Annotated in this window: 8 protein-coding genes; 4 read left to right on the forward strand and 4 right to left on the reverse strand. The window is 71.0% G+C overall.

What is annotated here, in order from left to right:
- Nucleotides 1-98: 98 nt before the first annotated feature.
- Nucleotides 99-1,931, reverse strand: coding sequence for an ABC transporter substrate-binding protein (locus ACWED2_RS23145; protein ID WP_449692568.1), 1,833 nt, complete (start codon nucleotides 1,929-1,931; stop codon nucleotides 99-101).
- Nucleotides 1,932-2,113: 182 nt separating this feature from the next.
- On the opposite strand from ACWED2_RS23145, the gene ACWED2_RS23150 reads away from it, so the two are divergent.
- Both ACWED2_RS23150 and ACWED2_RS23155 read left to right on the forward strand, forming a co-directional pair.
- Complete coding sequence (locus tag ACWED2_RS23150) at nucleotides 2,114-2,941, forward strand: M55 family metallopeptidase (RefSeq protein WP_449692569.1); 828 nt, start codon at nucleotides 2,114-2,116, stop codon at nucleotides 2,939-2,941.
- Complete coding sequence (locus tag ACWED2_RS23155) at nucleotides 2,934-4,241, forward strand: M20/M25/M40 family metallo-hydrolase (protein ID WP_449692570.1); 1,308 nt, start codon at nucleotides 2,934-2,936, stop codon at nucleotides 4,239-4,241. The genes ACWED2_RS23150 and ACWED2_RS23155 overlap by 8 nt, the downstream gene beginning before the upstream one ends.
- A gap of 17 nt (nucleotides 4,242-4,258) precedes the next feature.
- On the opposite strand, the gene ACWED2_RS23160 is transcribed toward ACWED2_RS23155, so the two are convergent.
- A complete protein-coding gene (locus ACWED2_RS23160) occupies nucleotides 4,259-5,224 on the reverse strand; it encodes a zinc-binding dehydrogenase (RefSeq protein WP_449692571.1) in 966 nt (321 codons plus the stop codon).
- A 54-nt stretch (nucleotides 5,225-5,278) separates the two neighbouring features.
- On the opposite strand from ACWED2_RS23160, the gene ACWED2_RS23165 reads away from it, so the two are divergent.
- On the forward strand, nucleotides 5,279-6,031 hold the full coding sequence (locus tag ACWED2_RS23165; protein WP_449692572.1) for a helix-turn-helix domain-containing protein: 753 nt from the start codon (nucleotides 5,279-5,281) through the stop codon (nucleotides 6,029-6,031).
- Here ACWED2_RS23165 and ACWED2_RS23170 read toward each other — a convergent pair.
- Together ACWED2_RS23170 and ACWED2_RS23175 are read right to left on the reverse strand one after the other, a co-directional pair.
- On the reverse strand, nucleotides 6,021-6,659 hold the full coding sequence (locus tag ACWED2_RS23170; protein ID WP_449692573.1) for a class I SAM-dependent methyltransferase: 639 nt from the start codon (nucleotides 6,657-6,659) through the stop codon (nucleotides 6,021-6,023). The genes ACWED2_RS23165 and ACWED2_RS23170 overlap by 11 nt on opposite strands.
- 41 nt (nucleotides 6,660-6,700) lie before the next feature.
- Nucleotides 6,701-8,332: a tannase/feruloyl esterase family alpha/beta hydrolase gene (locus ACWED2_RS23175; protein WP_449692574.1), complete on the reverse strand. Its 1,632-nt coding sequence runs from the start codon at nucleotides 8,330-8,332 to the stop codon at nucleotides 6,701-6,703.
- Nucleotides 8,333-8,480: 148 nt separating this feature from the next.
- On the opposite strand from ACWED2_RS23175, the gene ACWED2_RS23180 reads away from it, so the two are divergent.
- Complete coding sequence (locus tag ACWED2_RS23180) at nucleotides 8,481-12,806, forward strand: GH92 family glycosyl hydrolase (RefSeq protein WP_449692575.1); 4,326 nt, start codon at nucleotides 8,481-8,483, stop codon at nucleotides 12,804-12,806.
- Nucleotides 12,807-12,817 lie beyond the last annotated feature (11 nt).

Consider the following 12,817-nt stretch of genomic DNA (forward strand, 5'->3'; position numbering starts at 1 on the left):
GACTCGGTCTCCGATCCCCCCTCGGGGGCGGGGGCGGGCGCGGGGGGGGGCTGGTGGTGGCCGACGAGCACCGCGGCTTGTTCGGGGGCGGTCATGGGTTACTCGCGGTCTTCCGAGGTCTTGTTGCGGCGGCCCAGTGCGATGCCGCCGCCGACGAGCACCACCACGACGACCGCGCCGATGACGATCCACAGCACGGTGTTGCCGCTGCCGGAACCGGCCGTGTTCGTGGTGCCGGCCGGGGTGGCGCCGTAGACGCCCCAGTAGCCGGTCTGCTCGAGGATGGCGCCCTTGGGCTGCGGCTGGGTGGTGAAGCCGGAGAACTTGTCGGAGCGGTAGGCCTCGAGGGCGTTCTGGTAGTCGAGCACGATCGTCGGGAACTGGCTGTAGAGCCGGGCCTGGGCCTGCTTGACGTAACCGGCGCGCTTGGCGTCGTCGGTTTCGGTGAGCTGCTTCTTGTACAGGTCGTCGTAGGCGGCGTCGCAGAAGAACGTGTCGGTGCTGCCGCCCTTGCCGTCGGCGCTGGGGCGGGCGGCGCAGGTGTGCAGCGACAGGGCGTAGTCCGGGTCGGGGCTGGTGCCGTAGCCGCCGATGGCGAGGTCGTACTTGCCGACGGCGGTGCGGTCGGACAGTTCGTCGTCGGAGACGAGGTCCTGCTTGACGGTGATGCCGATGTCCTTGAGCCAGCCGGTGACGTACTGGGCCACGCCCTGGTCGTAGCTGCGGTTGGCGTGGCCGGTCAGGCGCAGTTCCAGCTTGGCGCCGCCGGGCGCGGTGCGGACGCCGTCGGGGCCCTTCGGGTAGCCGGCCTGGTCGAGGGTCGCGTTGGCGGCGGCGAGGTCGAACTTGACCTTCTCGCTGTCGCTGGGGTCCCAGTGGTAGGCGGAGTAGATGGCGGGCACGACGCCGCCGCCGACCTGGCCGAGGCCCTTGAGGACCTTGTCGACGATGGCCTGGGTGTCCACGGCCTGGGTGATGGCCTTGCGGACGTTGATGTCCTTGAGGACCGGGTTGCCGTCGCCGATGGGGTTGTCGGCGCTGTCGGTGACGCCGAAGTTGATCGACAGCTCGTCGTAGCGGCGGCCGGGGGCGGCGTTGGTCGTGATGCCCTGCTGGCCCTGCAGCGCGGCGAACTGGTTGGGGTTGAGCCGGTTGATGACGTCGACTTCGCCCTGCTTGAGCGCGTTGACCGCGGCTTCGGTGTCCTTGAACTGCAGCAGCTGCAGTTCGTCGACCTTGGGGGCGCCGCGCCAGTAGTCCTTGTTGGCCTTGAACTTGACGTACTCGTTCGGCTTGTACTCGGTGAGCTGGAACGGGCCGTCGGAGACGCCGGCGACGGCGAGGCTGTCGGTCGAGGCGGCCTTGAGGTCGGTGACCGGCTCCCAGATGTGCTGCGGCACGATCGGGACGTCGAGCAGGTTCATGTTGACCTGGACGGTCTTGGTCTTGATGACGAGGGTGGTGTCGTCGGGCGCGGTGACCGTCTCGAAGTTGGCCACGTAGCTGCCGTTGGCGGTGCGGGCGTTCTCGTCGGTGAGCATCCGGTTGAAGGTGAACGCCGCGTCCTTGGCGGTCACCGGCTTGCCGTCGCTCCACTTGACGCCGCTGCGGATCTTGAAGGTCCAGGTGAGCTTGTCCGGCGACGGGGTCCACGACTCGGCGAGCGCGGGGGCGGCTTCGGCCTTCTCCGCGCTCGGGATGGTCAGGAACTCGAAGGTGAACCGGCCGATCTGCGTGGACGCGGCGAGCACGGCGGTGAAGGGGTTGAGGTGGTCGATGCCGGTGGTGAGCGCGACCCGCAGCACCTTGGCCTGCTGGGCCTGGGCGGGAACGGCGAGCGGGAGCGCCGCCAGTGTCGCGGCCGCGACGACCGCGCCCACGCGGGCAAAACGCCCGGATCTGCGTTGGAACTGCACCGAAAACCACCCCATCGTTCGCTTGTGAGCCTCCCCCAAGGACGAGAAGTAACCACATATCGGGACAACCGCGCAATATGTTGCCGCCTCGGCGAGTGCCCGATCGTTATCGACCCACCGGTCGTCACGCTGAGTGACATCCGGTCCAGGGGGCGTTCCGCCTCCGGTGGCCGCCCGCGCTGGCTAGAGTGCCCGGCATGCGCATCCTGATCTCGGCGGACATGGAGGGCGCCACCGGCGTCACCTGGACCGACGACGTCGTGCCCGGTTCGCCCCAGTGGGACCGCTTCCGGCGGCTGTTCACCGGCGACGTCAACGCCGTGCTGGCCGGGCTGTACGAGGCGGGCGCGAGTGACGTGCTGGTCAACGAAGCTCATTCCTCGCAACGGAATCTGCTGCTGGAGGACCTCGACCCGCGGGCGCGGATGCTCACCGGGCGGCACAAGCCGCTGTCGATGATGCAGGGCATCGATTCCGGTGTGGACGGTGTGGTGTTCCTCGGCTACCACGCCGGCGCGGGGTTCGACGGGGTGCTTTCCCACACCTACCTGGAGAACCAGATCACCGGGGTGTGGCTGGACGACGTCCCGGCGAGCGAGGGGCGGCTGAACGCGGGCATGGCCGCGGAGTACGGGGTGCCTGTCCTGCTCGTTTCGGGTGACGACAAAACGTGTGACGACGCCCGTGATTACGCTCCGGAGGCAGAGCTGGTCCAGGTGAAGGAATGCGTGAGCCGGTACGCGGCGATCTGCCTGCCGCCCTCGCGCACCGCGGAGCTGCTGACCGGCGCGGCGGCCGACGCCGTGGCCCGGGCCGGCCGGGAGGAGCGGCAGGTGCGGCCGCGCCGGATCGAGGTGGAGTTCGACGCGAGCCACCTGGCGCAGGCGACGGCGGTGATCCCGACGGTGGAGCAGATCGGGACGCGGCGGGTCGGGTTCGACGCGCCGACCATGACCGAGGCGATGAAGGCTTTCAAGGTCGTCACGGCGATCGCGGCGGGGGCGGTGCAGGGTATCTATGGCTGACATGGCCGACGCTGTCGAGCTGTGCGCGGACCTGATCCGGTTCGACACGACCAACCGCGGGAACAACGACGCCAACCCGGAGCGGCCGGCCGCCGAGTACGTGGCCGCGTTCCTCGACGGTCTCGGGATCCCCTCGCGGATCCTGGAAGCCGCGCCCGGGCGGGCCAGCGTGATCGCGCGCGTGCCGGGCACCGATCCGTCGCTGCCGGCGTTGCTGGTGCAGGGGCACCTGGACGTCGTCCCGGCGGACGCGGCGGACTGGTCGGTGCCGCCGTTCGCCGGTGAGGTGCGCGACGGGTACCTGTGGGGCCGCGGCGCGACCGACATGAAGGACTTCGTGGCGATGGTCCTGGCGGCGCTGGCCGGCGGGACGCGCCCGCGGCGTGAGCTGGTGCTGGCGTTCGTCGCCGACGAGGAGGACCGCGGCGAGTGGGGCGCGCACTGGCTGGTCGCTTCCCACCCTGAGCTGTTCGAGGGGTGTGTGGCGGCGATCAGCGAGTCGGGTGGCTACACCTACCACGTGCCGGCCGCCGACGGGCGCGACGTGCACCTGTACCCGGTCGGGACGGCCGAGCGCGGCACGGCGCACCTGCGGCTGACCGCGCGCGGCCGGGCCGGGCACGGTTCGCGGCCGAATGACGAGAACGCCGTCACCCGGCTGGTGGGGGCGTTGCACCGGATCGCCGCCCACCGCTGGCCGGTGTCGCTGACCCCGGCGGTGCGGGCGTTCCTGGAGCGGACCGGTGCGGCGCTGGGCGTCCCGGTGGACCTGTCCACTTCGGACTCCGTGGACGCGGCGGTCGCCGCACTCGGCCCGGCCGGCTCGCTGGTGCTGCCGACGGTCCGCAACAGCACGACCCCGACGATGCTGGACGCGGGCTACAAGGTGAACGTGATCCCGTCGACGGCGACCGCGCAGGTCGACGTGCGGGTGCTGCCGGGTACCGAGGACGCGTTGTTCGCCGCGCTGGACGAGCTGCTCGGCGAGGGCGTGACGCGCGAGTTCGTCGCGCACCAGCCGCCGGTGCAGGCACCGGTGGATTCGCCGTGGTTCTCGGCGATGGCGTCGGCGTTGCGGGCGGAGGATCCCGAGGCGGTGGTGGTGCCGTACTGCCTGGGCGGCGGGACGGACGCGAAGGCGTTCGCCCCGCTGGGGATCGACTGCTACGGGTTCGCGCCGCTGTGGCTGCCGAAGGGCTTCCCGTACCGGGCGATGGCGCACGGGGTGGACGAGCGGGTGCCGGTGGAAGGCCTGCACTTCGGCACCCGCGTCCTGACCCGGTTCCTGGAGAACTGCTAGCTCGGCCCGCCAGCGGGTCAGGGGACGACCACGAGTTTTCCGGCCGCGCGGTCCTCCTCCATGTACCGGTGGGCGGCGGCGATGTCGGCCAGCGGGAAGACCCGGTCGACGTTCGGCCGGTAGGTGCCCGCCTCGACTTCGCCGATGATCCGCTGCAGCAGCGCCGTGCTGCCCTTGAGGTCGTCGCTGTGGAAGGCGGTCAGCCTGGTGCCGGACGGGATCTTCGCGATCGGCTCGAAGTCCGGGATGGTCCAGCCGCTGAGCGAGCCCGCCACGCACACCGTGCCGCCGCGGCGGACCAGGCGCAGGGAGTCCACCGCCGTGCGGGTGCCGACGAGGTCGAGGATCCAGTCCGGGCCCTCCGGCCACCGCTCGGCCAGGCCGGTCGGTTCGCCGCCGTCGTCGATGAGCACGTGACCGGTGAGGGCGGCGGCCTTGTCCGGCCGCCGGGTGGTGGCGGCGACGTCGAGGCCGTGGCCGGTGGCGATGGCGGCCGCGGCCAGCCCGACCGAGGACGTGCCGCCGCGGATGAGCAGCCGTCCGGTGCTGCCCGGGCCGATCCCGAGCGCGTCCAGCGCGCCTTGGGCCGTCAGGTACGTCTCGGGCAGCGCGGCGAGGACGTCCCAGGGCAGGGTGGTGGTGACCGGCATGAGCAGTGCGTTCGGCAGCAGCGCGTATTCGGCGTAGCCGCCGTCGAAGGCGCGGCCCATCTCCCCCATCATCGCCGCGACCGTGGTGCCGTCGGGGATCCGCGGGTCGGTCGAGGTGGCCACCGTGCCGACGCATTCGATCCCGAGGACCCGCGGGAACGTCACCGACGGGGAGTGCCCTTGCCGGGTCCGCAGCTCCGACCGGTTCAGGCCGGTGCCCTCGACCCGCACCAGGCTCCAGCCGTCCCGGACCGCCGGGACCGGCAGCTCCCGGACCTGGAGCACTTCCGGGCCGCCCGCCCGGACACACACCGCTGCTCGCATCGTGTTCATGGGCCCACTGTCACCGGCCGGGCCGGTGGCCGACCACCGGTAGGATGCCAAGCTATGCCCAACGGCCGCCAAGCTTCGCGGATCTGGCCGTCCGGTGGCGTGCACCTGTGGCCGCCGGGTGGCACCAGCGAGGCGGATTCCCACGATCGGGGCCACCTCGTCTACGCCGCCCGGGGTGTGCTGTCCGTGCACACCGAGCGGGGGACGTCGATCGTGCCGGCCAACCGGGTGGCCTGGACCCCGGCCGGGTTCGTGCACCGGCACCGCGCGCACGGCCACACCGACATGCGGATCGTGTTCCTGCCGGCGTCGCTGGCCCGGCTCGTGCCCGATCGGCCGGTCGTGTTCACCGCCTCGGACCTGGCCCGAGAGGTGCTGCTGGCCCTCACCGGCCCGCGCGAATACGACCGGGCGGCGAGCGCGCGCCTGCGCCGGGTCCTGGTCGACGAGCTGCGTGAGGCGCCCGAGCAGCCGCTGCACCTGCCCGAGCCGCGCGACGACCGGTTGCGCGCCATCGCGCGGCGGCTGTACGAGGAGCCCGGGGACACCACCTCGCTGGCGGAGCTCGGGCAGCGGATCGGCGCCAGTGCCCGCACGCTCAGCCGGCTGTTCCGAAACGAGCTCGGCATGACGTTCTACGAGTGGCGCACGCAGGTGCGCATCGGCCACGCGCTGGTCCTGCTCGCCGACGGCCACGACACCGCGGCCACCGCACGGGCGTGCGGCTGGGCGAACCCGAGCCACTTCATCGCGGCGTTCACCGCCGTGGTGGGGACGACCCCGGGCCGGCACCGGGCTAGCGGGTGAAGGTCGCCCAGTAGCGGTTGCCGTCGTGGATGGTCTCCAGGTTGACCAGCCGCACGCCGTCCTGGGCGACGGATTCGATCTCCGCCCGGCTGAACGGCCACGGCGGGCCTTGCCAGTGCGCCATGTCCTGGTTCTCTTCCGCCACCTCGCTGACGAAGGCCGTGCCGCCCGCGGCCAGGAACCCGGCCAGCGACTTCACCGCGGCGGCCCGGAAATCGCGCGGCATGGCCTGGATGTTGATGATCTCCACGACCAGGTCGAACGCGTGGTGCCACTCCCCCGGCGGGTGCAGCAGATCCGCCACGACGTAGTCCACTGTGGACTCCGGGAACCGGGCGCGGGCGGCCTCGACCGCGGTCGGGGCGACGTCGAAGGCCGTCACGGCCCAGCCGTGGGCCGACAGCAGTTCCGCGTCGTCGCCCAGGGCGCTGCCCACCACCAGTGCGCGGCGGCCCTCGCCCGGGCGGACCCGGGCGGCCAGGTCGGCGTTCGGCTTGCCGCGGGTCCACGGGACTTCGGCTTCGCCGCGGGCGGCGGCGGTGTAGAGCCGGTCGAACCAGGCGGTCGGGTTGCCTTCGGCGAGGGAGGCGCGGGCGAGTACGCGGTCGGCGGGTTCCGGCGTCGTCATGGGCTCGACCTTAGCTACGACGCCGGAACCTCGAGACCGGTTTACGGCGCGACCGGCCCCGGGATCGCGTGCAGCTTCTCCCCGGCCCAGTGGACGACGTCCCGGACCGGCGCGGCCGGTGGGGCGGGCCGGAAGTTCGCGGCGTCGTCGATGCTGCCGGTGCCGTCGTAGACGGCCCGTTGCGGGTAGGCGAACACCGGCCGGGTGCGGGTGACGCGGCCGTCGGCGTCCCGGCCGGTCGCGGTGACCACCGTGGGCGTGGTGCCGCGTTCGACCCAGGCGACCAGCTGCTTGAGCGGGTCGAATTCGGTCAGCGTGGTGCCGCCGCCGCAGTGGTAGAGCGACGGGACCATGAACAGCCGCGCCCAGTCCTGCGGGCGGCCGTGGGTGAGCCGCTGGTAGTAGTCGAGCGTGCCGGCCGGGGGGATGGCTTCGTCGGCCCAGCCGTGCCAGAGCAGCAGCTTGCCGCCGCGGCGCTGGAAGGCCGAGAGGTCGAGGCTCATCGCGTTGTACCGGACGCCGACCGGGGTGAGCCGGTCGAACTCCGCCTTGGTGAAGGCGAAGGTGTCGACGGTGGTGGCCGGCGCGCCGATCGGGTAGCCGAGGTAGCGCAGGTAGTTGTCGGCGAGGCTGCGGGCGAAGGCGACGCCGCCGGTCTCGGGCGTGGCGATGATCCACCCGGCCCAGGACAGCTCGGAGCCGGGCTCCTGGCCGCCGGGGTAGAGCAGCGTGCCGTGGGCGTCGGTGGGCGGCGAGTACAGCTTGCGGACGACGGCGGCCTGGGCCGGGGTGAGGCAGGACGGCGTGTCGGCGCCGGTGCAGGTCAGCGTGGCCGGGTCGAAGTGACAGGCGCGGGGGTCGTCGAGCTGGCCGTCGGCGAGCCCGTCGAGGCGGTCGCAGGCGGCGAGGACGGCGTTGTGCAGGGCGGGCAGCTTCGCCGCGGTGAGGATCGGGCTGCCGTCGGCGGCGTTGTTGGCCCGGGCGAGCCACGTCTGGTAGACGCCGAGCAGCGGGCCCCAGTAGTTCGCCGGGGCGCCGACGTCGATGCCGTCGAAGTCCGCCGGGTACCGCTGGGCGAGCAGCAGACCTTCGCGGCCGCCGTCGGAGCAGCCGGTGAAGTAGGACTTGCGCGGCGGGGCACCGTAGAAGGCCTGGATGATCGCCTTCGAGGCGCGTGAGACGACGTGGGGCGCGCGGAATTCGAAGTCGTTGCGGGCGGCCTGGTCGTGCGCGCCCCAGCTGCCGTCGTCGACGACGGCGGGGGTCTTGCCGACGTGGCCGTCGTCGGTGGCGGCGACCGCGACGTCGCCACCGTGGGGCAGGCCGCAGTCGGCGAAGGCGGGCGGGTTGACCAGGCCGCAGAAGCCGCCGCAGCCGTACTGCAGGTAGCGCCCGGCGTAGGTCTTGGTGGGCAGGCGCAGCTCGAACCGGACCGCGGGTTCGACGTACCCCTGCACGCCGCAGTATTCGGGGTCGGTGGCGGTGGCCGCGACGATCCCGGCCGAGGTGACGTGGGTGGGCGCGCCCGGGAGGGTGAATCCGCGGACCAGGTCGGCGCAGGCGGTCACCGGCCGGATGGCCGCCTGCGCCGCCGCGGTGGCCGCGGCCGGGGTGAATGTGGTGGTGGCGAGCGTGAAGACGGCTATGGCGGTGACGATCCTGAACGTTCTCATCGGGCCCCCGTTTTCCGCGTTGTCCGATTCCGGCCAGGTTTGGCGAGCGGTCTTGACATCGATGTCACCCGCGCGTTTCCCTTCGTTGGCGCCGCCGGTCCCCGCCCGCGCGGCGCTGCTGAATCCGCCCTCCGAGCTTGGAGCAACGATGCCCCGAAGCGCCAGACCGCCGGTCGCTTTCCTGGTGACCGCCGCCGTGGTCGCCGCCGGCCTGGTCGCCCTCCCCGCGGCCTCGTCCGCCGCCGAAGACGCCCTTCCCGCCGATTTTTCGTCCTCCTTCGAGCCCGGTGACGTCCAGCCGACGTGGACCGACACGGTCGACACCGACGCGGCGGGCAAGCCGCGCGCGTCGGGGATCAACGGCGCGAACGGCACCGCGATCCCCGGCGACATCCGCGGCAAGGTGACCGAAACCAGCGCCACCAGCGAGAACACCAGCGGTGGCGAGGTCGTCTCCAACCTCGTCGACGGCACCACCGACACCAAGTGGCTGTCCTGGGACCCGACGGCGTCGGCGCAGATCACGCTGTCGGAGCCGACGTCGATCACGCACTACGCGATCTCCTCGGCCAACGATTTCGCCGAGCGCGACCCCAAGGACTGGACCCTGCAGGGCTCCAACGACGCTTCAAGCTGGACTGACATCGACAAGCAGGCGGATCAGGCGTTCACCGCCCGGTTCCAGCAGAAGGACTACCAGCTGGCCGCGCCGACGCCAGCGTACAAGTACTTCCGGCTGGACATCACGCGCAACAACGGCGGGCCGATCCTGCAGCTGTCGGAGCTGCTGCTGGCCAACGACGAGCCGGCGCCGCCGCCGCTGCCGAACATGCGCACCTTCACCGACTCCGGGCCGACCAGCGGCTACACCAACAAGAACCGCGTCGGCTTCACCGGGCTCAAGGCGTTCCGCTACTCCGGCAGCCAGACGCAGGCCCACGGCTGGTCCTACAACAAGGTCTTCGACGTGAACGTGCCCGTCGTGCCGTCGACCGAGCTGTCCTACAAGGTGCAGCCGCAGTTCATCACCGGTGACCTGAAGTACCAGAGCACGAACGTGGCGATCGACCTGGTCTTCACCGACGGCACCCGGCTGCGCGACCTGGGCGCGACCGACCAGTACGGCTTCCCGCTGACGCCGGAGGGCCAGGGCAAGAGCAAGGTGCTCTACACCAACCAGTGGAACCTGGTGCGCTCGGCGATCGGCACGGTGGCCAAGGGCAAGACGATCGACCGGGTCCTGGTCGGCTTCGACAACCCCGACGGCCCCGGCTCGCTGCAGGGCTGGCTCGACGACGTCAAGATCTCCGCGACGCCGACCCCGCCGGCCAGCACCCGCCCGACCGACAACGTGCTCACCACGCGCGGCACGATGGCCAACGGCACCTTCTCCCGCGGCAACAACTTCCCGGCCACCGCCGTGCCGCACGGGTTCAACTTCTGGACCCCGGTCACCGACGCGAACGCCGACAACGGCGACGTCCGGTGGATGTACAACTACCACTCCCAGAACAACGAGCAGAACCTGCCGGAGCTGCAGGCGTTCAGCGTCAGCCACGAACCCAGCCCGTGGATGGGCGACCGGCAGACCTTCCAGGTGATGCCGTCCGCGGCCGCCGGCGTGCCGGACGCCAACCGCGACGCCCGGGCGCTGGCGTTCAAGCACGACAACGAGACCGCTCGCGCGCACTACTACGGCGTGCAGTTCGAAAACGGGATCAAGACCGAAATCGCGCCGACCGACCACGCGGCGGTGTTCCGGTTCTCCTTCCCGGGCAGTGACTCGAGCCTGATCTTCGACAACTACAAGAACCAGGGCGGGCTGACCCTCGACACCGCGGGCGGCACGCTGTCGGGCTACACCGACGTCAAGAGCGGCCTGTCGGCCGGGGCGGGCCGGATGTTCGTCTACGCCACCTTCGACAAGCCGGTCACCGCGGGCGCGAAGCTCACCGGTACCGGACACGACAACGTCGCCGGCTACCTGCGGTTCGCCGCCGGCGCCGACAAGACGGTGACGATGCGGATCGCGACGTCGCTGATCAGCGTGGACCAGGCGAAGAAGAACCTGGCGCAGGAGATCGCGCCGAACGCGAGCTTCGACTCCGTCCGCGACGCCGCGCAGCGCCTGTGGGACGACCAGCTGAAGGTGATCGAGGTCGAGGGTGCGTCGAAGGACCAGCTCACGACGCTGTACTCGAACCTGTACCGGCTGTTCCTCTACCCGAACTCCGGGTTCGAGAACACCGGCACGCCGGAGAAGCCGAAGTACCAGTACGCCAGCTTCGTCTCGCCGAAGGCCGGGGCGGACACCCCGACGCAGACCGGGGCGAAGATCGTCGACGGCCAGACCTACGTCAACAACGGGTTCTGGGACACCTACCGCACGACGTGGCCGGCGTATTCGCTGCTCACGCCGGAGATGGCCGGGAAGATGGTCGACGGGTTCGTGCAGCAGTACCGCGACGGCGGCTGGATCTCGCGGTGGTCCTCGCCGGGCTACGCGGACCTGATGACCGGCACCAGCTCGGACGTCGCCTTCGCCGACGCCTACCTCAAGGGCGTGCGCAACTTCGACGTCAAGGCGTCCTACGACGCGGCGCTGAAGAACGCGACGGTGACCCCGCCGAACAACGCGGTCGGCCGCAAGGGCATCGACGAGGGCATCTTCCTCGGCTACTCGCCCAACACCGCCGACCACGGGTTCTCGTGGTCAATCGAGGGGTACGTCAACGACTACGGCATCGCCAACCTGTCGAAGAAGCTCTACGACGAGGCCCCGGCGAGTGACCCGCGCAAGCCGGAGTACCTGGCCAACTACGAGTACTTCACCAGCCGCGCGCAGCAGTACGTGAACCTGTTCGACCCGAGTGTCGGGTTCTTCCAAGGCCGGGACGCGGCGGGCAAGTTCAGCCGGTCGCCGCAGGACTACGACCCGCGGGTGTGGGGCATCGACTACACCGAGACCGACGGCTGGGGCATGGCGTTCTCCGTGCCGCAGGACGGTCAGGGCCTGGCGAACCTCTACGGCGGCAAGGCGGGCCTGGCGAAGAAGCTGGACGCATTCTTCGCCGATCAGGAGACGGCGAACTTCCCGGGCTCCTACGGTGGGGTGATCCACGAGATGCGCGAGGCGCGGGACGTGCGGATGGGCCAGCTCGGCCACTCCAACCAGGCCTCGCACCACACGCTCTACATGTACGACTACGCGGGCCAGCCGGCCAAGACGCAGGAGAAGGTCCGCGAGGCGCTCTCGCGGCTCTACACCGGCAGCGAGATCGGCCAGGGCTACGCGGGCGACGAGGACAACGGCGAGCAGTCGGCGTGGTGGACGTTCAGCGCGCTGGGCTTCTACCCGCTGCAGATGGGCAGCCCGGACTACGCGATCGGGTCGCCGCTGTTCAAGAAGGCGACGATCCACCTGGCCGGCGGCAAGGACCTGGTGATCAACGCGCCGAAGAACAGCGCGAAGAACGTCTACGTCCAGGGCGTGAAGGTCAACGGCAAGGCGTACTCCTCGACGTCGCTGCCGCACGACCTGATCGCGAAGGGTGGCAAGATCGACTTCGACATGGGCCCGAACCCCTCCTCCTGGGGCACCGGTCCGAACGACGCGCCGAAGTCGATCACCCAGGGTGACGCCGCTCCGGCGCCGCTGCACGACGAGACCGGCCCGGGCCGGGGGACGCTGTCCACTTCGGACGGTTCGAACGTGGCCGCGCTGGTGGACAACACCTCGCGCACCCAGGCCGCGGTCACCGGCGCCGTGCAGTACCAGCTGAACAACACCGACGAGGCCGCCGCGATCTACACGCTGACGTCCCAGACCGGTGCGGGTGACCCGAAGAGCTGGGTGCTGAAGGGCTCCTACGACGGCAAGACGTGGGCGGTGGCCGACCGGCAGGAGAACCAGGCGTTCAGCTGGCGGCAGCAGACCCGCGCGTTCAAGGTGGCCGCCCCGGCGCACTACGCCTACTACCGGCTCGAGGTGACCGCGACCAGCACCGGCGCCCCGGCGCAGCTGGCCGAGTTCGAGCTGCTGGGCAAGCCGGACGCGGCGTGCACGAAGACGATCACGGGTGCTTCGTCGGGCCCGCTGTCGGTGCCGAGCGGGACGGTGTGCTTGGAGAACGCGACGGTGTCCGGTCCGGTCACGGTGGGTCTTGGAGCGTCGCTGATCGTCCGCGGCGGGACGCTCAACGGCCCGCTGGCGGCCACGGGTGCGGCTCAGGTGGTGCTGAACCGCACCAAGGTGGCCGGTCCGGTGGCGATCACCGGGGCGACCGGGACGGTGTCGATCGAGCTGACCGACATCGGCGGCCCGGTGGCGTTGACCGGCAACCACGGGCCGGTGCTGACCTCCAGCACGGTCGGCGGCCCGCTGGCGTGCGCGGTGAACAACCCGGCACCGACCGACCACGACCTGCCGAACACGGTCCGTGGCCCGGTGGCCGGGCAGTGCACGAAGATGTAGTTCCGCGGTAG

The sequence above is a fragment of the Amycolatopsis sp. NPDC005003 genome, assembly GCF_053600695.1.

What these genes read in the sequence shown, in the direction of transcription:
- ACWED2_RS23165 (WP_449692572.1), top strand. Translation starts at nt 5,279, where the DNA reads ATGCCCAACGGCCGCCAAGCTTCGCGGATCTGGCCGTCCGGTGGCGTG.
- ACWED2_RS23150 (WP_449692569.1), top strand. Translation starts at nt 2,114, where the DNA reads ATGCGCATCCTGATCTCGGCGGACATGGAGGGCGCCACCGGCGTCACC.
- ACWED2_RS23170 (WP_449692573.1), bottom strand. Translation starts at nt 6,659, where the DNA reads ATGACGACGCCGGAACCCGCCGACCGCGTACTCGCCCGCGCCTCCCTC.
- ACWED2_RS23175 (WP_449692574.1), bottom strand. Translation starts at nt 8,332, where the DNA reads ATGAGAACGTTCAGGATCGTCACCGCCATAGCCGTCTTCACGCTCGCC.
- ACWED2_RS23160 (WP_449692571.1), bottom strand. Translation starts at nt 5,224, where the DNA reads ATGAACACGATGCGAGCAGCGGTGTGTGTCCGGGCGGGCGGCCCGGAA.
- ACWED2_RS23145 (WP_449692568.1), bottom strand. Translation starts at nt 1,931, where the DNA reads ATGGGGTGGTTTTCGGTGCAGTTCCAACGCAGATCCGGGCGTTTTGCC.
- ACWED2_RS23180 (WP_449692575.1), top strand. Translation starts at nt 8,481, where the DNA reads ATGCCCCGAAGCGCCAGACCGCCGGTCGCTTTCCTGGTGACCGCCGCC.
- ACWED2_RS23155 (WP_449692570.1), top strand. Translation starts at nt 2,934, where the DNA reads ATGGCTGACATGGCCGACGCTGTCGAGCTGTGCGCGGACCTGATCCGG.